Below are 24,225 nucleotides of genomic sequence, written 5' to 3' on the forward strand. Positions count from 1 at the left end.
GAGATGGACTGTTTTCATTAGTGCATCAGCTACCTAAAGGAACAAGTATGAAATTCTTTACCTTAAAATCGGTTACTGCTTTGGCAACATTGGCACTATCTGCCAATGCTTTTGCGATGGATGTTAAGTTTAGTGATGCCGCTTGGGATGGTAAAAAAATACCTGAAGGGCAGCAGTGTTTAAACTATGATGGCAAAAGTCCAGCCACGCCAAACATGACCATTTCAAACATTCCGGCAGGCGCAGAGAGCTTGGTTTTCGTTTACAACGATGTGAGCAATAAACGTATGCAAAATGGTGGACATGGCATTGTGGAGTTTGCTCTACCAGAAGGTGCTACGAGCATAGAAGTACCACGAGTATTTGGTCATACTTATGAGGTGCCAGTAGGGATTGAGATGGTCGCAGAATACCGTAGCCGTAAAGGCGAGGTGGGTGGTGCATATAAACCACCTTGCTCAGGTGGCAAAAACCATCTATATACGGTAGATGTGCAGGCATGGCAAGGCGATAGTGTACTTGCTGAGACAACGGTTGAGATGGGTCGCTATTGATGCCTTGATTGTTTTTGATAGAGAGTTGGCAGTCGTCTATGATGCGTTACGTTACTAGGTAGTTTATATTTTGGGCTTAAGTTGCGGTTGATAGGCAAATACAGATTAGACTTTTGAACGATTAGAATAATGCTATTACACTGATTTTGACAACTTTTGTAGTACTATTTTACGGTGATAGATGCTGCGTGCTATCCCGTTAAAATTTTTATGCTATAACTCTAAAAAATCATGATAGCTGATAAAAAATCGGTCAAAATCCAAATATTTTATTGATTCTATTTTAGAATAAAGTGTATCTTAGTTTAGGTAAGCATTTTATAAATAAGGTTTCTTATGCATACAACGACAAGCCATACTCCAGAAAGCAAAAAAAGAAGTGGCGAGCATATTCTTATCAAAATGACATATATCGCCAAAAATGTCGACCTAAATTCAGGAATCGAGCTGACTCGGGCACTTGAGTATTGGCGCAGATATTTTGAAGAAAACGATATCGTTTCAGCTTTAGTTATTAGTGAAGGTTATTTCGTTCAAAGTTTTCAAGGGACAAGACCTGCTATCAATACTGCCTTAGAAAAAATACTTGACGAGCACTCAGCTATTTTTCCTAATATTGTCAATATAGAGGAAATAGAATCGCGTCAATGGAATGGGTTTTTAGTCAAACATCTTACGTCAAGCGCTGAAGATGAAGAGTATGCCCTAAAAAGCTTCTCAGCAGGTTCTGACTATAATCCCTATCTAATGACAAGTACTCAGATTGAAAGCTTTTTGACAGCAGTTTTTGAAGATGCTGACTCTAACAAGTCTTAGATGAGTTTTCTATTCTGACCAGCGTAAAAAGGCCGTCTATACATTGTGTATAGGCGGCTTTTTGATATGTATCATTTAATTTATATTTACTGAGTAATTGAACTCTATATTTTTTCTAATATTACCAGTCTTATAGATGCATGGAACGCATTTTGCTTGCCCTACACCACAAATTAGGTTTTTGCATTTAAATAATTCGCTCGGCTAAAAGACGAACCTACCGCTAATTGTCTTTCAGTTTATTGTAAAGCAATTCAAATTTTCTTATAGATTCTTCTTGGGTTTGTCTCAAGCTTATCTCCACTATTTCCATCTTTCTTATTACCAATTTTGCTTCATCTTCTGTTATATCATCAAAATTTTCTTCTAGTTTATTCCTCATATCACTAATATTTTCGAGACTTGGTTTTAACAGTCCTAACTCATAATCATCAAACATTTTTTTAATAGTTAAACTGAGAGCTCCTTCAAATTTCCTTATACGTTCTTTCTCATGATAAACATCACTGATAGCAGTTTGCCAAATCATTTCTACTCTTTTAGTAGCTTTCAAAGCATCGCGCCTTAATTCGTAAAGATACTTACCTTGTGACTGTTCAAGAGCTTTTTTAGTATTTTTAACAGCCTCTTTTGCATTGATGTATACAAGCAGAGTAATGCAAACACTTATTAGTGAAATGATTATGGGCATGATTGAAATTAAGCTCATATAACCAACTTTTAAATGAGTTATTAAATAAACAATTAAATGTAGGCTAATATTCTAGCCTAGCTCTCCAAAACCTAAGAACAATCCCAATCATCCAACCTCAACGCTCGTCACATTCTGAAAGCCTCTTGGTAACTGCCCACCACGATTACCACGTACACCCGTATAGTTGGCCAAGTCATTTGGCTTGAGTGTCACATGACGTTTGCCAGCAGTAATGATAAGGCTGTCTTGCTGACTGAGTGGCGTGATAGTAAGCACCTCTTCGCCATCTTTTAACTTGATAAGTTTGTTGCCTTTGCCGCGAGCTTGTTCAGGCAGATCATCGAGGCCAAATATCAGTAAATATCCCGCATTGGTTGCGACGGCGATATGGTCAGGTGCTACACGTGTATTGCTATTCTCACCGTCAGCATTAGCGGTCGCATCTACTGGAGCATCGATACGTGCGACAGGAAGCAAGCGACTATTAGTGGCTAGGTTAATGACATTTTTCCCTGCCTTTTGATTGCTATCGAGATTACCGATGGTATTGATAAAACCATAACCTGCGGAGCTGGCAAGGATGATGCGTTGATCGTCAGCACCCGTTAATAGCTGCTCAAAGCTAGCCCCTGCTGGTGGTTTTAATACGCTAGTCAACGGGTCGCCTTGACCACGCGCCGAGGCAAGACTATGTGCATCGATACTGTAGCTGCGTCCAGTGCTGTCGAGCACGTAAATCCTTTCATTAGATTTACCGCGGACGTGCGCTTGATAGCTATCACCTGAACGATAACTCATGCCAGCAGCATCGAGATCATGACCCTTAGCAGCACGAATCCAGCCTGCTTTTGATAGGATGGCGGTGACAGGTTCACTCGGTACGAGGTCAGATTCTTTTAATGCTTGTGCTTCTTCGCGTTCTGCTAATGGTGATACGCGCTCATTGCCGTGTTCTTTCATATCGGCAGTGAGTTCTTCAATCATCAGATTGGTCAGGCTGTCTGGGTTGTCCAAATACTCTTGAATAATGGCACGTTCGGCAGCCAGCTCATCTTGCTCGCGGCGCAGCTCAATCTCCTCTAATTTTGCCAACTGACGCAGACGAATATCCAAGATGGCATTAGCTTGAATGTCAGTTAGATCATAGTCCTGCATCAATGTTGCTTTTGGATCGTCCTCTTCCCGAATGATGCGAATCACTTCATCAATATTAAGATAAGCAATCAGCAAACCTGCCAAGATGTGTAAGCGCTTGTCGATTTTATCGAGGCGATATTGCAAGCGGCGCGTAACCACTGAGCGGCGACAGATTAGCCACTCATCAAGGATTTCTTTTAGGTTTTTGACCTGCGGTTTACCGTTTAGGCCAATCATATTCATGTTGACGCGATAATTGCTTTCTAGATCCGTACTGGCAAACAAATGGCTCATGACGCGATCGACATCGACCCGTGTTGATTTTAGCTCAAGCACGATACGGCAGGCATTTTCGTGATCTGACTCATCATGAATATCAGTAATCCACGGCAGCTTTTTGTCGGTCATGAGCTTAGCGATTTGCTCTTGGATTTTGTTGCCTGAAACTTGGTAGGGTAGCGCATCGATGATGACGAGGTTTTTCTCTTTAGGGTCAACATGGAAGGTCGCACGCATTTTATAGCTGCCACGACCCGTCTCGTACATCGCTTGCAAATCTTTTTTGCTAGTAATGATTTCAGCAGGGGTTGGCAAATCTGGCGCTGGTATTGACTGGGTAAGCTGCTTAACTGACAGTTCTGGGTTTTTTAATAGGCGAATCGCTGCACGAACTACTTCATTGAGGTTATGCGGTGGAATATCTGTTGCCATACCGACCGCGATGCCTGTTGTACCATTTAATAGGATATTAGGCAGGCGGGCAGGTAGGGTAGTTGGCTCTTGCATCGTGCCATCGAAGTTATCCTGCCAATCGACCGTGCCTTGCCCTAACTCTGCAAGCAACGTATTAGCATAAGCGGACATTTTGGCTTCGGTATAACGCATCGCCGCAAATGATTTTGGATCATCAGGGCTACCCCAGTTACCTTGACCGGTAATCAGCGGATAACGATAACTAAATGGCTGCGCCATCAGTACCATGGCTTCATAACAGGCACTGTCGCCATGCGGGTGATATTTACCCAAGACGTCACCGACGGTACGTGCAGACTTTTTGGCTTTAGCAGTCGATTTTAGGCCTAGCTCGCTCATGGCGTAGACGATGCGGCGCTGTACAGGTTTGAGGCCGTCAGCGATATTTGGCAGCGCCCGATCCATGATGACGTACATGGCATAGTTGAGATAGGCTTGCTCAGTAAACTCTGCGACTGAACGAGTATCCATCGGCTCATTGGGAATAATTGGGGCGATCGTATGATCAATAACATCAGACATAAAATAGGATTCACTTATCAGTTTTAATAGGTATAGATAATTGGTGCAAGCGTACAAATAGGATAGTGCTATCGTAAAGGAAATTGGCAGAATTAAAAAGGTATAAGTCAGAATAGACGACAGGTCGTGACGCGCTTATATTTTGCTTTTATAGAGCCTTTTTATCATGTTCTGATACATAGCTTTTATGGATTAAGTTGAGTATAGTAAATCTAATATTTGTTTTCTATATTATTAATAAGTGCCCTAATATTCGAGCGTGTTTATCTTATATCATTCATCTATCATTCATTTATCATTAGCGTAATGTGTCGATACGAACACGCTGCCATTGACCTATTTGCAATAAGGAATATCTGCCATGTCATCTGACCATTTGTCAAAAATGCTTACACCTGCCGTTATTGAAAACAGAACCAAACACATAGGCAAAAATTTTACTAAAAATGCACTGTTAATTAGTGTTGTAGCCAGTCTAGGATTGACAGCCTGTAGTCCCTCACAAATGAGTAAATCTGTGCCAGCCGAGACAAGCAGCACCGTTGAACAAGATGCAGCGGTGATGTCAGAATCTGTCATGGCGTCACCCATTGCCATAAACTTGGCCAGCGGACAACAGATGATGATACGTTCTGCCCCCCAGACAAGTGTCATACGTCCGTCACCGAGCATCATAGTCACACCAGAGACGAAAGACAACTATCAAAAAAACGAGGCGAATCCTGTACATCGGACTACGGACATGGCGGTATCGACCTTATCTATCGATACGGATACGGGCAGCTACGCCAATGTGCGCCGCTACTTAAATGAAGGACAGTTGCCACCCGTCGATGCTGTACGAGTAGAGGAGATGATTAATTATTTTAACTATCAATTTGATGATGGCAAACGCCTTGGCAACGCACCATTTGTTGTATCAACGGAAGTGGTTGATTCGCCGTGGGATAGAGCAGATCAAGGCAATAAAATCGTCAAGGTTGGCATCAAAGCCGTTGATAGTAGCTGGTCACAAAAAACTGATAAGCAGTCTATGCCACCTGCCAATCTCGTATTCTTAGTAGATGTCTCAGGCTCGATGTCGTCGCGCGATAAGCTGCCATTGGCGCAGTCGTCGCTTAAACTATTGACGGAACAAATGCGCGCTCAAGATAGCATCAGTATCGTCACGTATTCGGGCAGTACCAGCGTGGCATTGCCTGCGACCAGTGGTGACCAAAAAGCGAAAATACTGGCTGCGATTGAAAGCTTAAGCGCGGCAGGCTCAACCAATGGAGAAGATGCACTCAAACTGGCTTACAGACAAGCTGAGCAGGCGTTAAAAAAGAACGGCATCAATCGAATTATGATGTTAACGGATGGCGATTTTAATGTCGGTATCAGTGATGTCGATGAGATGTTGGATTTGGTCAAAGACAATCGCGATCGTGGTATCTCTTTGTCTACGGTTGGCTTTGGGCGTGGCAATCTCAATGACCACATGATGGAGCAGATGGCGGACAACGGCAATGGTAATTACAGCTATATCGACAGCTTAACTGAGGCCAAAAAAGTCTTTGGTGATGAGTTAGCCGCGACATTCAATACCGTTGCCAAGGATGTAAAAGTCCAAGTTGAGTTCAATCCTGATGTGGTAAGTGAGTGGCGTTTGATCGGTTATGAAAACCGAGTATTGGCGGAAGAAGACTTCAACAATGACAAAGTTGATGCAGGTGAGCTAGGCGCAGGTAAAGCCGTCATTGCGCTGTTTGAGGTGACGCCAAAAGGGCAAAAAGGTCTCTATAGCGACCGACGTTATGGAGAAAACAGTGCTAAAGAGATAAATGCCAATACCAAAAAAGGTCAAAAAAATAATGAGCTTGGTTATCTAAAAATCCGTTATAAAGCGCCTACAAGCGGTAGCTCTAAACTGATTAGTCAACCGATTAACAACACCAGTCATGCTTTGGATAAAGCCAATATTGACACCCAGTTTGCCGTGGCAGTAGCGGGCTTTGGTCAGCGTTTAACCCAAAGTGAATATATTAATAATTGGCAATACAGTGATAGCACAAAGCTTGCAAAAAGCAGTATCGCAGATAAACCAAGCAGTGACACAGATGGCACGCGCCGTAACTTTGTGACGTTGACCGAGCTTGGTAGTGCGCTTGACGGCAAGCGCTAATGCAACGCATATCAGACGATAGCAACTGATATAAATGGATAATTGTTTAGTAGTGAAAACTGGTGTATATGGCTATTATTTTATAGATAGGCTATTGATATAAATAGTAATATGCTACGTCAAGGTGCTTTACGAACTCAGGTAGCAATCTTTTGTATTGAGTAGTTTGTACAAAGTGTGTATGTTAAAGAACAAAGGGCTATTTGCTGCTACATTGTTTACTCATCACCATACGTCGACGTCGTCAGCCTTGCCACCCTGAAGAGGGTTTGCTTGCGCTCCGATGTTTCGTATGTTTATCACTCTGTGATTGGTATGGGTGGACGATAACGCATTATTATTACTAGGAGAGATAAGATTATGGAAAATCAAGGTAACCTCATTCGTCGTAATGACAAGGTATGGGTCAAAACTTACGAAAAACTTGGTATTCAGTACAATATTGACATGCCAGCTGCTAACACCTCTTTAATTGACGTACTTGAGCAGAACTTCATCAATCACGCAGGCAAAACTGCGTTCGTATGTATGGATGTTAAGCTCTCTTACGAAGATTTAGACTGCTATAGCAAACAAATTGCTGCCTATCTACAGTCACTTGGGCTAAAAAAAGGCGATAAAGTTGCGGTCATGATGCCAAACATTTTGCAGTTACCCGTTTCTGTATTGGGTGTACTTCGCGCTGGCATGACCTTGGTCAACGTTAATCCGCTTTATACCACCAAGGAGCTTGAGCATCAGTTAGAAGATTCTGATACCAAAGCTTTGATTCTTTTAGAGAACTTTGCCAAAACCTATGAAGATATTGGCAAGGACTTAGTTGATCATGTGGTCGTAGCGTCCATGGGTGATTTGATGAGCCCATTAAAGGGTCTGATCGTTAATACCGTTGTGCGTCATGTCAAAAAAATGGTGCCTGATTATCATATTAGAGGCAGCGTTAAGTTCAAAAAAGCCCTACATCGCTTCCCAGCCAAAAGCTATAAACGCCCTAACAATATCGGTCTCGACGACGTCGCGGTACTTCAGTACACGGGTGGTACTACGGGCGTGGCAAAGGGTGCGATGCTGACCCATGGCAACTTGGTGGCCAACCTGATTCAAAGCGATACGTATCTAGGTGATGCTTTTGATAAGTTCGATGGTAGTAATGAGCAGCCAGTCATTATGACCGCTCTGCCGCTATATCATATTTTCTCATTTACCGTATGTGGTATGTTTGGTCTATACCGTGGTTGTATCGGTTTGCTCGTGCCAAACCCACGCGATGGTGCCAGCTTGATCAAAGCTTATAAAGACTATCCACCAGCATTTTTCCCTGCAGTTAATACCCTGTTTAATGCCCTCGCCAACAGCGAAGTCTTCCAAGCGTTAGATCATAGCAAGCTTGAGATGTCTATGGGCGGCGGCATGGCAGTATTGAAAGACACGGCCGAAAAATGGCAGAAGATTACTGGTAATGTAATTGTACAAGGCTATGGTTTGTCAGAGACCTCTCCTGTTGCTTCAGCAAATCCGCATGGTACAGGGGAGTTCTCCGGTAACATTGGTTTGCCAATGCCTATGACTGATATGGCCATCTTGGATGAAGAGGGCAATGAAGTGGCCCTTGGTGAGCGTGGCGAGATTTGTGTTCGCGGCCCGCAGGTTATGAAAGGTTATTGGAAGCGTGAAGATGCGACGGCGGAAGTCATGACTTCAGACGGTTATTTTCGTACTGGTGATATCGGTGTGATGGATGAAGAAGGTTACTTTAAAATTGTCGATCGCAAAAAAGACATGATTTTGGTATCTGGCTTTAACGTCTATCCAAACGAAGTTGAAGACGCCATGTCAACGCATCCAAAGATTTTGGAATGTGGTGTTATCGGTGTTGATGATGAGAAGAGCGGTGAAGTACCGAAGATTTACGTGGTACGTAGTGACAACAGCCTGACAGCCGAAGAAGTCATCGCTTATGGTAAAGAAAACCTAACTGGTTACAAACGTCCTCGCCATGTTGCATTTATTGATGAGCTACCAAAATCTAACGTTGGTAAAATCCTACGTAAAGATTTACGAGTGCTTGAAGAAAAAAACCACGGTTAGATAATCAATAGTCAATACTAGACAGTTTGTTATCAGCTGCCTTTTATTGGAGCTGATAACAACTATCGTGGTATAAAATTTCGTAATGACCAAAAATGATAAGGCCAGTTCTATACTGCCTTATCATTTTTGTTTGTTTCTATCAGCGTCAAATAGCTGGTTAATATCCCGATATTATTTGCGCTATTTTTCTTGTTTGACGGCAATTTATCTCATTTTTATCACCATTTTTAAATTGAAGACACGCCCTAGCAGAACTGCTATAGTGCCTGCCGATATATTTTCTTATTTAGCGATAGAATCGCCTGAGTTTGGCGCTATAGAGTTGGCATGATTATCGCCGTAAAGACGTATTGGCGGCTTAACTTTTTTGCCTGATTTGTAGTAGGCTTAGTGATGAATGTCAGGATTGTTCATTTATTGGAATGCATAAATAATCCTGACGTTCAGGATATTTTCATCAAATTATTCTATCTTTTTAACGGTAATATTTAGGGGAAGTTATGACGGACAATATCAATAAAGAGACAACAAACGACAGCGCGGCTAAAGATGCTCAGTCAACGATTGAGACCAATACCTTTCCTACGATGCCGACGATAGCTAGTGACCGTCCTTGGCTGAATGCTTACGAGCGCTACAATATCGATGCGACTATCGATATGCCAGATGACAGTACCTCTTTACTTGAAGTGTTCGAACGCAACTTTAGCCGGTATGGACAAAAACCTGCCTATATCTGTATGGGCGCCTCTATTAGCTTTAAGCAATTAGACCTATATAGTCGCCAGATTGCCAGCTACTTACAGTCGCTAGGACTGGTCAAAGGCGACAAAGTAGGGGCGATGATGCCCAATATTTTGCAATATCCTATTGTGATGTTAGGCATCATTCGGGCAGGTATGGTGTTGGTCAATGTCAACCCCTTGTATACCAGCCGCGAATTGTCGCACCAGTTGCATGACAGCGGTGCCAAAGCGTTGTTTATCGTCGAAAACTTTGCCAAGACTTACGAAGAGGCAGAAGACAAAGGTCAGGTCAAGCACGTCATTGTCTGTAAGCTCGGTGATATGCTTGGCACGGTGAAAGGAACCGTGGTTAACCTCGTCGCTCGCCATGTCAAAAAAATGATTCCATCTTATAGTTTGCCAGAGAGCACCAGCTTTAAGCATGCGCTAAATGCGGTCTCAGCTAGCGAGTATAAGCGCCCTGACATGAATCTAAGCGATGTGGCGTTGTTACAATATACTGGTGGCACGACCGGTGTTGCTAAAGGCGCGATGTTGTCTCATGGCAACTTAATAGCCAATATGCTACAGATTAGTGCGCTCATGGACAGCGCTTTTGAAGATGATATCGAAGCTACTGATGTTCTTTTGACGGCGCTACCGCTATACCATGTGTTCTCATTTATGGTTTGTGGGATGTATAGCATGTACCAAGGTTGTGCTGGTTTACTTATTCCAAATCCACGTGATCTTGACGGCTTGATCAAAGAGATGGGTAAATACAAACCTGCTTTTATCCCTGCGGTAAATACCTTGTTTAATGGCTTGGTACATAAAGACAGCTTTGCCGACCTAGATTTCTCTAACTTAAAAGCCTCGATTGGCGGTGGTATGTCGGTATTGCCAAGTGTGGCAAAAGAGTGGCATAAAATCACTGGTTTACCTATCGTCGAAGGTTATGGTTTGTCTGAGACATCCCCTGTGGTTGCCTTTAACCCGATGACCATCGCTGAATTCACGGGTAAAATTGGTATTCCGGCTTCTAGCACCGATGTGATACTGATTGATGATGATGAAAATGAAGTCGCCTTAGGCGATCGTGGTGAAATCTGTGTCAAAGGCCCGCAGGTGATGATTGGTTATCAAAATCGTCCAGAAGAAACCGCCGAGAGTTTTACTGTCAACGGTTACCTAAAAACGGGTGACATCGGTATCATGGACGAAAAAGGCTTTATAAAAATTGTCGATCGCAAAAAAGACATGATTTTGGTCTCTGGCTTTAACGTCTATCCAAACGAAATCGAAGAAGCCATGAGCGAGCATCCAGGTGTGGTAGAGTGCGGTGCCATTGGTATTCCGAACGATGATCGTGGCGAAGAACCAAAAATCTTTGTGGTCAAAAAAGGCGATGTGACTGAGCAGGAGCTGCTTGATTTTGGCAAAAAGCAGTTGACTGGTTACAAACGTCCGCGTCACGTGCAGTTCGTTGACGAATTACCAAAATCAAACGTGGGTAAAATCCTCCGTAAAGAATTGCGTAAGATGGAAGGTTTAGAATAAAGTAAGCGCCACATTTAATGGCAACAGCGGCGCAATAGCTTGAGTGAATCTTGCTATTGCGCCGTCGCCACGTTAGGATGTCGTAATATTTAGGTCTGCTAAGGCATCCAGTTATCCTTTATTTCGGAGTGTCAGTATGTTGGAATGCAAGAGTTTCGGAACTTGAGTGTTTCGCTAAATAAGTACTGGCTACCACCCAAATAATGACAGACCCCTTATCTTATGACATTGCTTTTAAAACATCGTACTAGGAATTTTTATGCGTATTGACAATCGTGAGCTTGACCAACTTCGCTCGATCAGCTTTGAGCGCCATTATACTAAGCATGCTGAAGGGTCTGTATTAGTTAGCTTTGGCGATACCAAAGTGCTCTGCACAGCCAGTGTTGAATCAGGCGTACCGCGTTGGCTCAAAGGTAAGGGTAAGGGCTGGATCACGGCAGAATACGGTATGTTGCCACGAGCGACCAATACCCGTAATCAACGCGAAGCGGCACGTGGTAAACAGTCAGGTCGCACACAAGAAATTCAACGTCTCATCGGTCGTAGCTTGCGTGCCATGATTGACTTGAGCAAGCTGGGCGAAAACACCATTTATCTTGATTGTGATGTATTGCAAGCAGATGGTGGTACTCGTACCGCTAGTGTGACTGGCGCAGCTATCGCGCTCATTGATGCGTTAGAAAGCATCCAAAAAGCCAAAAAGCTAAAAGCGGACCCATTGATTGGCTTGGTCGCTGCGGTTTCTGTTGGTATGAAAGATGGCAAAGCGTATCTAGATTTGAACTACGAAGAAGACGCCAGCTGTGACACGGACTTGAATGTGGTGATGACTCAGAAAGGTGAGTTCATTGAACTACAAGGTACGGCAGAAGAAAAGCCATTCACCCGTGCGCAAGCAGACGATATGTTGATACTGGCAGAAAAAGGCATTGCAGAGCTTATTGCGATGCAAAAAACAGCGTTAGGCTGGTAATTCACTGTTAATGTCTAAGATGATTACATATTTTTTTGATGCTATCGTTAATCTTCGATAGTTAAGTGTCTTTTGACAGATAGTTGCTTCCCAAAATACACGGTTGTCTTTTAAAAGATAACTGTCTCTCAAAAAACAGTGGTTCTGCAACAGGTAGTAACGCATGCTCAAGCTGACTGATGATGGTGCCAAAATCACTCTGCAGGCTCAACCGCAAACGGCTGATAATGGTCTGTTTTGGTTTGGGTCAGCATTGCTTATTGGTGCAGTTGCAGTGGCCATGGCCATGAGTCTACTCTCTGAGCGCTTGGCTATTGGTGCGCTTGCTTTGCTTATTATCGGTAGTTTTATTTTTAATAAGCAACGCCAACAACGCAAAAAGGCCATGAGTGGCGTTATTAATAACGGTATCTTATGGGTGCGAGCTGGTGAGCTGGTGCATGACAATAATGGTAAGCGTGAGCACATCCATTTGACCGATAGTGATGACGTCAAGCTCATCGGCGAACAGCTACAAATTTGCGATAGTGACAATGTACGTAAGTACCATATTAGCGGCTTCGATACTGCCCAAGAAGCAACTGCTGCCAAAGCTATTTTGCAAGGTCAAGCATTGGGCAAGCGCCATGTGAATATCAAGATGAGCAGCGATTAGCGTCTTTACTAGGGCGTGTCCTCATTTTAAAAATGAGGACACGCCCTAGCCTTATAATTGTGAGCTTATACTTTTCTAAAAAATTTCTATCCTACCCCTGTATTATTCGTACTTACATTTTTATTGCCTATCTAAACCCCTTTGTTTCTACTACCATTAGTCTGTCTTTTTATACCTTTTATCGTCAATGAAAAAGGAATAATGCTTGCAGATGCACGCTTAAATAGTTTATAAATAGGATTGGAAATCCAACCCCTATTATTGTTAATGCTATCATTGCGATGCTATTGACAAGGAGCTAGTCATGTCGCGTTTGCCAGTGTCTATGTCGTCGGTCACAACGTCATGTAGTATGTCGTGCAGTCTATTATTACTCACTGTCGGTATGGTAGGTAAAGCCCATGCAGATAGTATGAGCGCGCTTATTGCACAAAAATCCGTCCAGCCTGAGTACAGTGCCCGTTATACACCAACGCATGCTGCGGTACCTGCTGCCAAAGTGAGTACACGCTCTACGATTCAACGTGCTGGCAGCTATCGATCAAGCCCTGTCAATGTTCGACCAACTAGTACTCCCTCTTATTCAACCACTACTTATTCTAACAATAACTCTTACGCGAATCCGCCAGCGGTGAATACTTCTTATCGTTACCCTGACGTACAACGTCAAGCACCTAGCGCGCTACCAGCATTTTTGTCCGGTAGTTATGATAACGTCGATAGTGAGTATTTACCGTTGCTAAGCAATGCTGAGATGCAAAGCAATATGGCAGCGCGTGAGGTGGTGAGTACAGCGCGCAAAATGGCACTGAACGAGCGCTCGATTATTCAAGGCGGCTGTTGGGACTATCTTGATGCGGTATTTAAACGCGCAGGGGTGACGCGCGATACGGTGCATAAAGGGACTTATGGTCAAGGTCCGTACGCCAATAGTGGCGAGATTGAAGTCGGAGATTGGCTCTACTATATTAATCATGGCTACAATGGTGTTGAGCATAGTGGACTGTTCGTCGGCTGGGTCGATGAGCGTGCAAAGCAAGCATTGATACTCAGTTATGCGGGCGAAAACCGACGCGAACCTGCACGTTATCGTGTTTATGATTTGAGCAATGTTTATCAAATCATGCGCCCTAGTGTTTAAGCTCTACTGTTTGACAGTAAGTCATAAAATACGATTGGCTATGTCAAATGCCTTTGGTATATTAGGATAATAAAAAAGCGTCCGTTACTTATTAAAGTAGCGGACGCTTTTTATTTTTAGGCCGTTAGTTCTAGAAATTAGTCATTAGCAATTTGACTAGATTTTAGAATGGTTTTACCACCACTAAAATTACGATAATGACCAAAGCAAATACTGGCACTTCATTAAACCAGCGCCAAAATTTATGCGACTTATAATGTGGATTATCCATCAGTTTTTTACGATAAAAGCCGCATGCGCCATGATAGCTAGACAGTAGTACGACCAGCAAGAGCTTAACGTGTAGCCAACCTTGAGTTTTATACACATCCCAGCCTAGACCTAACATCCATAGACCAAATACCCATGTCGCTATCATCGATGGTGTCATAATACCGCGATAGAGCTTGCGCTCCATAATGGTAAAGCGCTCTTGGCTAATGCTATCATCACTCATCGCATGATAAACAAACAGGCGCGGCAAATAGAAAATCGCCGCAAACCAGCACACCATAGAAATAATGTGTGCTGCTTTAATCCAGTTAAAATAGTCTGCCATCTAGGTTTCTCTTACTCAGCTTTGATTGTCTACTGCTAGTTGGTTATACGGTAAAGTGGAATGTGTTCATCAGGCCTTAATCAGCCATCACGACTTGTGTTTGATGACCGTTCATCGCATCCATCACAGGCAATACTCTAGGCGCTCTTGGTGCGGCAAACTGCTTTGTTAGACCAAGCTCACGCATGAGTCTGTCATCACCTGATTGACTGGCGTTACCAGTGGTCAGAAGTTTGTCACCATAAAAGAACGAGTTAGCACCTGCCATAAAGGCCAGTGCTTGCTCAGAGTCAGATAGGCTTTCGCGACCAGCCGACAGGCGCACATAGCTGGTCGGGCAGCAAATACGCGCCACGGCAATGGTACGAATCCACTCAAGTACAGGCAGCTGACCTTCTGCTAATACCTTATCGCCAATCGGAGTGCCTTTAATGGGCACTAATAGATTGACTGGAATCGACTCTGGCGCTTTGGGCATTTTTAGCAGCTCGTGTACCCAGTCGATGCGATCGTCACGGCTTTCACCCATACCAACGATATTGCCGCTACAGACATTGATACCTGAGTTGCGCACGTTATTGATAGTATCTAAGCGCTCGTCATAGCTGCGCGTGCTGACAACTTGCTCATAGTAGCGGCGCGAGGTATCCAAATTATGATTGTAATAATCCAATCCTGCATCCGCCAATTGCGTTGCTTGATTGGTATCAAGCATACCAAGCGTCATACAGGTCTCAAGACCTAACGCTTTTACTTCTTTGACTAGTTCAACCACATAGGGCATGTCTTTGGCGCTAGGATGTTTCCACGCTGCACCCATACAGAAGCGTGACGAGCCACTGGCTTTGGCACGTTTGGCTGCGGCAATGACTTTATCGACTTCTATGCGTTTCTCTGCTTGCAGATTGGTGGTATCGCGATGATGACCTGATTGCGAACAGTAGCCACAGTCTTCTGGGCAGTTACCTGTTTTAATAGACAGCAATGTGCTGATTTGCACTTCATTCGCTTTAAAATGTTGACGGTGAATGGTTTGTGCTTGTAATAATAAATCCATCAAAGGCAAATCAAAGAGCTGAGAAATTTGTTCACGGCTGTGCTTGCTGGTCACATTTTGGTCTGTTTTAATCGCGTCTGTGGCTAGCATCGCCAACAACTCATTGGTTGTATTGGCTTGATTGTTAAGTGTGTCAGTTTGGCTGTCGGCGTTAGGTTCTGAGATACTAAGCAGTCCTGCCATAATATAAGTCCTTTTATAACGGTATTAAAAATATGGATATTTGCGTCTTTTATTGTTTTAAAGTATTTAATGGTTCTAAAACAATAAAAAAGGCTGCGATATAGTATACCGCAACCTTTTTAGAAAGTCAGAACGCGACTAGATAGTATCTAGAATGGCTACAATTAAGCACATTAGAAACATCTTAGAGGCACATCAATAGTCATTGTTGGCTATTCAGTTATTTAACTGTTTATGTCTGACTATTTACCCAATTTATGCTTAGCAACACCAACCCAATGCTCTGCAAATTTCTGGGCTTTATAGGCATAAGGTTTGGCTTTATCAAGATAAGGTTTACACTCTTCTGGAATGGCTGGCACGATGTGTTTGGCAAGCTTGTTGAACCACATCATTAGACTGTAATCACCCTCGATGCTCAGGTTGCCTTCTTGTACTGCTGTCATAAAAGCAGGCAGACTGCCTTGGGTCAAAAGCTTGACGCCAGTCATAGAGTCTTTGAAATTGATGGTTAGGTCCGCTTCTTTTGCATGACCGCTATGTTGGCTAAACTGTCCATTATCAAAGCTAAAAGAACGGGCAATATCAGATTCAGTACTGGCAAATTCAATCGTGACTTTGCGATCAGCAAATAGTGCTTTGACGTCTTCATTGTCGCTATCAGCTAGCATAGACAAACGATAACCAACCACGGCCAATAACGCATCTAATGGGTCAGATTTGATATCTAATACAGGAATAGTAAACATAGTGGAACTCCTAAAGGGTGAGGCATAACAATAAAGCGTACTTTATACCAGTTTTTATGATAAATATATAATTAGATTATAAACTATTGAGTGGTATCAATTCTTTAGGAGTTAAGTAGAGCGTGTTAAGTATCTTGTAACATTGGTCGTTTAAGGTTGACCGATTGCTTGGCATCTGTGTTTTTGATTACTTGATTTTTGATTATCTACTTTCTGATTATCTACTTTCTGTTTAATGGTTTTCTGTTTAGCTGTCTAATGAAAGCGCGGCTGATAATCGTCGTCGTAGACAGGTGTGTGCTCGACATAGCGCGCCGCTTCCAACTCGCGCTGCTGACTGACCGACTGACTCACATCATCGTAGCGTAATGCTCGATACAGCACCCAGACCGCCAAAGGTAGCCAACTTATTCCCATAGCGATGACGTAACTGTGCCATTCTGAAAGCTCTGATAGTGTAGGGCGACCTGACAAGATATTTTGGATAACTTCGACGCTCAACCAGTAGACCATACCGCCAAACAGATATAGCAAGAGCCAACGATGCGATGAGAGAGCAAGTGCCACGACCACACCTGCTAGCACCCCATAACCAAGCCATGCCGCGCTGCTCCACGCATCAACACCGATAAAAGAAAAAATAGTCAGTAACATCATTCATCTCGCTATTCATAAGGTGAATTCCAATGAGGCTATTATGAAAGGTTATTGAACAAAGCTGAAGAGGGTGTAGGCGACTTTGCGACAACCGCTGACGTTTAGTTTTTTGAATGATTTTGACCATTTAGCGTGGGGAGTTGTTAGAAAAGCGCCGCAAGAATGGGCGCTTTTTATTGGGAATGAAGAGAAGGTTTTGTTAATTTTAGATGAGATTAATACAAGCTTGAGGCAGGGCTAAGCTCGATTGGTACGGTTGCCCCACCAAGACAATATCGACACCAAAATAGCACCGAGTAGCATAAGTCCGACTGTGCTTAACCAGTGCGGGCCAGTAGGATATTGCCATGGCATGACATTGGTGATCGCCTCGCTATTTAGAGAACCTAAGGCGTCGACTTTCCATGGCCAGACTTTAACCAAGGATCCGGCGATAAAGCCTGTGAGCAAGGCTAATGTAGCTTGATAATAGCGAGACAATAACCATTTAAGCGCACGAGTAAATAATAACAATCCCGTTGCCATACCCGCCATAACAGTAAAAATGATGGTGAAATCATGAGTATGGACAGCCTCTAATACCGTATCGTATGCCCCCATCAACAGTAAGATAAACGACCCTGAAATACCCGGTAAAATCATCGCACAAATAGCAATGGCTCCGGCAAAAAACAGATAGGGTAAGCTTGGAGTGGTGGTCAGTAAAGGCAAGCTACTGATAGTAACAGCTGTTACTATTCCAATGATAAACAGTACTGCTCGCCCTATATTCCAGCGCTTAATTTCGCTTAATAAAATAAATACGGTTGCGACAACCAGCCCAAAAAAGAATGACCAAATCAGTAATGGCTCATTGTCCAGTAGATGCTTGATCATACCAGCCAAGGTCAAAAAACTGGTGGCAATACCGAGTAGCAGACATAATAAAAAAGTGGCATCCACTTGTCGCCAAACTGCAACTAAACCTTTGATGCCACCTTCTTGGCGGAATATCTGCCACAGATGGGGGCCAATGCTACTAAGCGCATTAATCAAACGTTCGTAAATACCTGCAATCAATGCAATAGTACCGCCAGAGACACCAGGCACGATATCAGCCGCGCCCATGGCCATACCTTTGAAGTAGACGCCTAACAGCTGCTTTGGACTGTCAGTAGTAGTCACACTGGTATCTAATGGTTGCGGCACTGACGACTCGCTTGGTTTGGGTGATTGGGGTGCCGTCATAGACAGTCCTTGAGTGATTTGAGATGAGCGTTGAAGGTGAGTGCCAATATTTAGAGTAAAGTCATGAGTTAGACTAAAGTTATGCTCAGGCAGTAAGGTTCAAATGGTGTTATTAAAATAGCGCCAGAGTCAGTGGCAACAAAATATAAAAACTATAAATATAAAAGCTAGATTAGGGTCTGTTGAATATTCAAATGTGGAACTGGCAGTGGCTATTTTTTAGACAATATGCAGTGAAATTTTTGACGCCTAGTTATTCTAGGTTAGACAATTTCGCCATATATTGGCAAAAAATAGTACTGCCCTGAAAGGCTGATGCCAAAATCACCCCAAACGTTGTTGTAAACCTAGCTAAGGTCTCGACATTATCGTCGGTTTACGCCTAGTTTGATGCGATTTTAGCGATCAGCAGTCCTAATATTTGAATGTTCAACAGACCCTAATGACAAAGACATTAACCTAGCTTTTTATAGTGTGTCCAGCATTTAGACATTACTCAGTAGGAGCAAGTGCGGGATAGCCAAGCGCGTAGAGCACGCCTTCTAGACCAGTCACATTAATCGCTGCATCGGCGCGTGCTTGCACAATAGGCTTAGCATGATACGCGACCCCCAAGTCAGCAATCGCCATCATCGGCAAATCATTGGCACCGTCACCGATACAGACCACTTGTGACATCTCGATACCCAAACGCTCAGCAGTATGCTCGACGATAGCCGCCTTTTTGGCGCCATTAACGATGGGTAATTGTATGTGACCAGTGACCTCACCTTCGTCGATGTCTAAAGCATTGGCATGAACTTCGTCAATGCCCAATTGCTCAGCGATATAACGGGCAAAATAAGTAAAGCCGCCAGACACCAATACCGTATGATAGCCCAAGGCTTTTAGTGCGCTGATGGTAGTGCGAGCGCCTACAGATAGCGTTAAGCGGCTGCATATATCATCGAGCACATCCGTTGAGATGCCTTTTAATAACGCCACACGCTGCGCGAACGACTCATCAAAATCAATCTCACCGCGCATGGCCGCCTCAGTGATGGCTTCGACTTCTTCACCAATTCCCGCTGTTTTTGCCAGTTCTACGATGACTTCTTGTTCAATCAAGGTTGAGTCCATATCAAAGCAGGCAAGCTTGTGGGTACGCAGCATATGACCGACAGATAAAATATGGCAGTCAACGACGTTTAAGTCGTCCGCAGTATCTGTGCTGCGTGTTTTTTTATATTGCTCGGTCAAGTCATGACGCAAGCGCGTGGTCAATTGATCATCGATGATATGAGCCGCCGCTGTCTTCTTGCCAGGGTGCATGAGAGTGTCGGTTACTGGCACCAGTAGATAGCGGAATACTTGCGCCTGTGTAAAGGGAAGACGTTGCGCATCTGCTGCCATCGGCTCTGTATCAGAAACCGTGATATTGACAAAGCTTGCATCGGTGTCTTCGGCGACGGTCACTAAATGCCAGCTTGGTTGCTCGTCGACCCACGACTGAATATATCGATGAATATCCATTGCTGACACTTGAGTCGGCAGCACTACGATGAGTGCAAAAACAGGCAGCGACTGTAGCGCATCAAAATCTTGCAAATTGGTATCATCAGGTAATAATGCCGCAATAGAATCGACGGCTTGTTGCCATGCTTTGCTGTCTTTTGGTAACGAATAAGAGGTATTTTTTGGCATGGCTCAATTGTCCCTTGTATGCTCATATAAGATTGGGAATAATAACAGTTTTACTGAGCAGCGCCTATAGATGACGCGCAAAGTATCGCAGGTGTCTAAAATTGCCTGTCAGGGCGCAAAATCTGCTCAAATGCGATAAAGTTATCATGATAAATTTATAAAGCGACTAACGCTATAAGACTTATTATGGTGATATAGTAGATGAGATAAACTGACCACTTGGTATAGTCATTCCACTATAAAAGTATTACAGCGTTAACCTCGCTTGAAGTATCACATATACATCTACACTCGGTTGCCTTGTACTACTTTTAAATTGAATCGACTATAACGATGTTGTGGCAAAGACAGCAGCGGTGTTAATGATGCAGATTGCAATACTATCATGAGTTAAGTTTAGTCCGATGGGCGAGAGCTATTTGACGTTATCGTGGTTTAAATAATGGTGCTTGGTTTCAGTAATGCTCTATCAATATGCACGCATCACAATTTTCTAAAAATTAGCCAAAAAATGAGCAATAGCCTCGTTTTTTAATTTCTCTTCTCCAAAAAAGTTTACCATATCATGACGTATTTAGCGCCGCGGCAAGGGTTGTTTGCCATTATTCTTCTGGTTAGTTTTTGTTTGCAGACTCTATTATTGGTCATCAGTACCGACCAACAGCTGAGCAAAAGTCGTGCGTTAAAAGGCGAGCAGATGGTCGCCCAGCTGATTGATGAGGCAAGGTTGTCTTTAGAAAACAAAGACCGTGTCAGCTTGAGCGTTATTGCCAATCGCTATACCAGCGAGCAAGACGTCACACGGATACTGATTAAAGACAACAACGACGACATCTTGGTGCCTGTTGGCAATGCGCCAATGCAGCAAGGCGATACCATTCGTCAGATCGCCACCAATGGCGATGCGGTTATTGGCAGTGTGTCATTGACACTAAAAGATATTAGCAAGGGCGAGATTATCGCTATGCAATGGCCGTTTGTCATCGGTACTATGCTGCTGCATTTATTGCTTTGGCTGATTTATGGTTATCTGGCTCGTCCTACTAAAGAGCAAATCAATGCGCTCAGCCGTGATGTCGAAGATTTATATCGCGAGCAATATCGGCAGGTTGATCAACGCAGTGACTATCGTGAGAATGCTCGCGAGAATGATCGTGGCTATGCGGATGATGCGAATGGTTCAAATGACAAGCGCTCAGCCGATAACGAGAATGACAATACTAGAAACAGTAGCACTAGAAACAGTAGCAGTAAAAATGAAGGTCGTAATCTTGATGATAATCAAGTGACTGCTGAAACCAATGATAAAAATACAAATACCCGCAAAATTGACGTCCATAATGAAGTCAATGCCTATCTAAGGGCGCAGCAGAATCAAGACGCGACGACGGAAGACACTGGTCTTAATGTTGACAATACCTCTGAATATCATACAGATGATCAGGCTACCGACGCAACGCAAAACGATGGGCGCAGCAGTGATAATGGCACTCATAAAGTCAATGGCAGTACCTCTCAGTTATCTACCGCTAAATTATCCGCTACACGCGCAGTTGACACGGTCAGTGTCCAAATCGTATTTCATGACGAATTTAATATGCTTGAGCGCCTAGCGCCTTCCCAGCGCTTGCCTTACCTTGCGCTATGTACGCAGCTACTCAATCAGGCAATAACCGAGCTACTCAAACAACCGCTATTGATGGGTGTGAGTGCGATGAATGAACCACGCTTTGACGAAAGCGGTGCCTGTGCGGTGCTCAAAGCGGATAATAGCCATGCCAAAGTCGCGCTAGCAGGCGTGATGCTTGGCAAGCTCTACCTGATGCTCAATAAAATCATCCATGACAAGCATATTGAACTGTCGCGTTTTGCTTTGTCAGCTAAAGCTGGCGTGAGTGATGATGCCCAAGCCGATGCCATGACCCAACTGTTACAAAGCGTGGGCAAAAAAGAGCAGATGTTGATATTGCTGCCTAATGCTGGACTCAAACAAATCAGCAACCATGTTCAAGTACACAGCATCATGCGTCCGACAACTGTCTATGAGCGTGAGTGCGCGATATTTGATGGTGGCAATGACTCGATGATTCAGCGTTTGGCAGATGTCCGTAACGCAGTTCTGATGATTGAAGAAACGGATGAGTAATATGCTTCATCGCTATTAATGCTGCCACTTTCTCTACAATTGCCTGCGAGATAGCCTTTACGATTGTTCTTGTGTTTGTTGCTAAATAGGGCATAGTGATAAAAAGGATTGACAATGCCCAGTAGAGACTTTATAAGGCATATATATATTCACGTATTTTTAATACACTTGCCAAAAAATGATAGGAGTTTGTCATGAGTGACGCTGATATTGACGACGATTTTGATGATGATTTTGTCGACGATGATGATGCAAAGATGGTAGAAGAGGCTGAGACTAGTGTGCGTACGCGCCTAAGTAGTCTTGAGAAGCGTCGACTAATCGATAATTTGCTAGAAGAAAAGCGTTTGGCTAAAGAGTTAAAAGACGATCTTGACGATCTAGATAACTTCGATGAAGATGGCGATGATTGGGATGATGATTTTTAGATTTTAGATTTTAGACTTAAGTTAAGGATCATATTAGGTCAGCCAAGCAGATGATACGATTAAAGTAGGCCCAGTAAACCAAACTAAGCCAATGCCTTAGGGGTTGATCGTGACTGAATTGTGCTAAGCTGGCTGTACCATATTTTGGTTTTTAATGCTTGGTTTTGAATGCTTGGTTTTAGTTTTTAATGATTGCTGTGCCACTTAGGGCGTGTCATCAATTAGCACATTGATACATTTAGTGGTCTTAAAATGATTAAATTTTGCCAAACGTCGTCAGAAATCTTGTCAATAGGTTCATATTTACGGCAATTTCTTTCTTGTTTGGCTGCAATTTTCCTCATTTTAAGCCTCACAATCTAAATGATGACACGCCCTCGCTATAGTCAATAAATTTATTTATAAAGGTTGTTTGGTTTTAGGTGTGTCATCCAAGCAATTGCTATCCCCTTCTTATTCACCATCAGACATTTAATCGGTCGTTTGTGGTGACTGACGCAATCCATCTTTCAAGGATTATTACATCATGAGTAACCAACTAAGTTTTGATGAATTACTAGATTATTTGGACAATCAAGAGAGCCAGTTTGTGCTCGATAGTGTCGCCGCGCATGGTTTTCTGACAGCGACAGTCATCGGTCGTCCATTGCCTAATTGGATGGATGCGCTATTTGAAGGTCATGCTAGTGAGATTCCAGAAAATGTCATCGACGGCATTAAGCGCTGGCGCGACTCTATCATCGCTGAACTAAAAAATGAGACGCCTATCGAGCTACCGTTTGGTGAAGGTGCTGGCGACGAAGAAGTGGCTGTCGATTTTTCAGACGAGTCAGACATCGTTGCTTGGTCAATTGGTTTTGTCGATGCCATGTATGGCGATGAAGCCAGTGATTGGTTTGAAGATCAAGACACCGCAGAAGACGTGGCAGTACTGACTTTGCCTATGATTGTGCTTAGCGGCATCGATGATGAAGATCCAGAGCTATCTGAGATGCGTAAAGACGAAGACAAAATGGTACAGATGGCCAATAGCATCGAAGGCAATTTGACTGAGCTGTTTTTGTTGTTTCATACCAATGATTAGTCTTTTATAGACAGTTTTTATAGGCAGTGTTGATTGCCATTAATAATGTGGTTTGTTCGCAGCAATGTGGTCTGCCATTATTCTTTATCAATGTTGATTAACGCTGACCATTTCTAGCTGAATGATTTTTATAAGTCACCGATAAGGTCGTACTATGACTGTGCAGCTCTCCAACCTTGAACACTTACCCAATTATCAAATTACCGAACGCCTAGACGTTGTGTACGGTAGTACCGTGCGCTCAAAGCATGTCGGTAAGGACTTGTTCGCCAGTCTAAAAAACATCGTTGGCGGCGAGCTGACTGCCTATACTGAGCTACTAGAAGAGTCGCGCCAAGAGGCGATAGATCGCATGATTGTAAAGGCCGAAGCACTCGGTGCTGATGCTGTCGTTGGTCTGCGATTTTCGACCTCTAGCATCGCGCAAGGTGCGTCAGAGCTGTTTGTCTATGGTACTGCGGTCAAAGCAGTACCTGTACAACAGCAGCCTGCATCACCACCACAGTACCCATCTGGTCACAATCCACCTATTCAAAATGCACCTACTCAAAATCCGCAAACGCAACCGCCAACTCCAGCGGACGATTTACCACGTTTCAATCCTTTTGGTTAGTTAATTAAGTTT

The 24,225-nt window shown here is 43.4% G+C and carries 20 protein-coding genes; 12 read left to right on the plus strand and 8 right to left on the minus strand.

Annotated features, from left to right (window positions below):
- Nucleotides 1-554, plus strand: a 554-nt coding sequence (locus JMY08_RS05215; protein ID WP_227679599.1) for a hypothetical protein, incomplete at its 5' end; no start/stop codon positions are given.
- Nucleotides 555-890: 336 nt separating this feature from the next.
- Complete coding sequence (locus JMY08_RS05220; protein WP_201591859.1) at nt 891-1,370, plus strand: BLUF domain-containing protein; 480 nt, start codon at nt 891-893, stop codon at nt 1,368-1,370.
- Between the two features lie 223 nt (nt 1,371-1,593).
- Here JMY08_RS05220 and JMY08_RS05225 read toward each other — a convergent pair whose 3' ends face one another.
- A complete protein-coding gene (locus JMY08_RS05225) occupies nt 1,594-2,079 on the minus strand; it encodes a hypothetical protein (RefSeq protein ID WP_201591862.1) in 486 nt (161 codons plus the stop codon).
- A gap of 90 nt (nt 2,080-2,169) precedes the next feature.
- Nucleotides 2,170-4,476 carry a DNA topoisomerase IV subunit A gene (parC, locus tag JMY08_RS05230; RefSeq protein WP_201591865.1) on the minus strand — a complete coding sequence of 769 codons (2,307 nt, stop codon included), beginning with the start codon at nt 4,474-4,476 and terminating at the stop codon, nt 2,170-2,172.
- A 361-nt stretch (nt 4,477-4,837) separates the two neighbouring features.
- Between parC and JMY08_RS05235 the strand changes: the two genes are divergently transcribed.
- From JMY08_RS05235 to JMY08_RS05260, 6 genes are all read left to right on the plus strand, one after another.
- Entirely contained in the window at nt 4,838-6,640 is a 1,803-nt protein-coding gene (locus JMY08_RS05235) for a vWA domain-containing protein (RefSeq protein WP_201591868.1), read from the plus strand.
- A 360-nt stretch (nt 6,641-7,000) separates the two neighbouring features.
- Complete coding sequence (locus JMY08_RS05240; protein WP_201591871.1) at nt 7,001-8,728, plus strand: AMP-binding protein; 1,728 nt, start codon at nt 7,001-7,003, stop codon at nt 8,726-8,728.
- Nucleotides 8,729-9,231: 503 nt separating this feature from the next.
- Entirely contained in the window at nt 9,232-11,016 is a 1,785-nt protein-coding gene (locus JMY08_RS05245; RefSeq protein WP_201591874.1) for an AMP-binding protein, read from the plus strand.
- Nucleotides 11,017-11,275: 259 nt separating this feature from the next.
- Nucleotides 11,276-11,992, plus strand: a complete 717-nt coding sequence (gene rph / locus JMY08_RS05250) for a ribonuclease PH (RefSeq protein WP_201591877.1) — start codon at nt 11,276-11,278, stop codon at nt 11,990-11,992.
- A gap of 163 nt (nt 11,993-12,155) precedes the next feature.
- Entirely contained in the window at nt 12,156-12,647 is a 492-nt protein-coding gene (locus JMY08_RS05255) for a hypothetical protein (RefSeq protein ID WP_201591880.1), read from the plus strand.
- A 304-nt stretch (nt 12,648-12,951) separates the two neighbouring features.
- Nucleotides 12,952-13,788 carry a hypothetical protein gene (locus JMY08_RS05260; protein WP_201591882.1) on the plus strand — a complete coding sequence of 279 codons (837 nt, stop codon included), beginning with the start codon at nt 12,952-12,954 and terminating at the stop codon, nt 13,786-13,788.
- Nucleotides 13,789-13,951: 163 nt separating this feature from the next.
- Here JMY08_RS05260 and hemJ read toward each other — a convergent pair whose 3' ends face one another.
- The 6 genes from hemJ to serB form a co-directional block, all read right to left on the minus strand.
- Complete coding sequence (gene hemJ, locus JMY08_RS05265; RefSeq protein ID WP_201591897.1) at nt 13,952-14,386, minus strand: protoporphyrinogen oxidase HemJ; 435 nt, start codon at nt 14,384-14,386, stop codon at nt 13,952-13,954.
- A 76-nt stretch (nt 14,387-14,462) separates the two neighbouring features.
- Nucleotides 14,463-15,533, minus strand: coding sequence for a biotin synthase BioB (gene bioB / locus JMY08_RS05270; RefSeq protein WP_189585824.1), 1,071 nt, complete (start codon nt 15,531-15,533; stop codon nt 14,463-14,465).
- A gap of 335 nt (nt 15,534-15,868) precedes the next feature.
- A complete protein-coding gene (locus JMY08_RS05275) occupies nt 15,869-16,375 on the minus strand; it encodes an SCP2 sterol-binding domain-containing protein (protein ID WP_189585708.1) in 507 nt (168 codons plus the stop codon).
- A 255-nt stretch (nt 16,376-16,630) separates the two neighbouring features.
- The gene (gene aciT / locus JMY08_RS05280) at nt 16,631-17,029 is read right to left on the minus strand and encodes an AciT family ciprofloxacin tolerance protein (protein WP_189585820.1); all 399 of its coding nucleotides are present in this window, start codon (nt 17,027-17,029) and stop codon (nt 16,631-16,633) included.
- Between the two features lie 240 nt (nt 17,030-17,269).
- A complete protein-coding gene (locus tag JMY08_RS05285) occupies nt 17,270-18,259 on the minus strand; it encodes a DUF368 domain-containing protein (RefSeq protein WP_201591900.1) in 990 nt (329 codons plus the stop codon).
- Between the two features lie 492 nt (nt 18,260-18,751).
- Entirely contained in the window at nt 18,752-19,942 is a 1,191-nt protein-coding gene (serB, locus tag JMY08_RS05290) for a phosphoserine phosphatase SerB (protein ID WP_201591903.1), read from the minus strand.
- A 565-nt stretch (nt 19,943-20,507) separates the two neighbouring features.
- On the opposite strand from serB, the gene JMY08_RS05295 reads away from it, so the two are divergent.
- The 4 genes from JMY08_RS05295 (at nt 20,508) to JMY08_RS05310 (ending at nt 24,213) form a co-directional block, all read left to right on the plus strand.
- Entirely contained in the window at nt 20,508-22,088 is a 1,581-nt protein-coding gene (locus tag JMY08_RS05295; protein WP_201591906.1) for a hypothetical protein, read from the plus strand.
- Between the two features lie 194 nt (nt 22,089-22,282).
- Nucleotides 22,283-22,516 carry a PA3496 family putative envelope integrity protein gene (locus JMY08_RS05300; RefSeq protein WP_010201674.1) on the plus strand — a complete coding sequence of 78 codons (234 nt, stop codon included), beginning with the start codon at nt 22,283-22,285 and terminating at the stop codon, nt 22,514-22,516.
- A gap of 526 nt (nt 22,517-23,042) precedes the next feature.
- Nucleotides 23,043-23,600: a YecA family protein gene (locus tag JMY08_RS05305; protein ID WP_010201673.1), complete on the plus strand. Its 558-nt coding sequence runs from the start codon at nt 23,043-23,045 to the stop codon at nt 23,598-23,600.
- Between the two features lie 154 nt (nt 23,601-23,754).
- Nucleotides 23,755-24,213 carry a YbjQ family protein gene (locus JMY08_RS05310; protein WP_201591909.1) on the plus strand — a complete coding sequence of 153 codons (459 nt, stop codon included), beginning with the start codon at nt 23,755-23,757 and terminating at the stop codon, nt 24,211-24,213.
- Nucleotides 24,214-24,225 lie beyond the last annotated feature (12 nt).

This window comes from Psychrobacter sp. Pi2-51, assembly GCF_904846665.1.
GTDB lineage: Bacteria > Pseudomonadota > Gammaproteobacteria > Pseudomonadales > Moraxellaceae > Psychrobacter > Psychrobacter glaciei.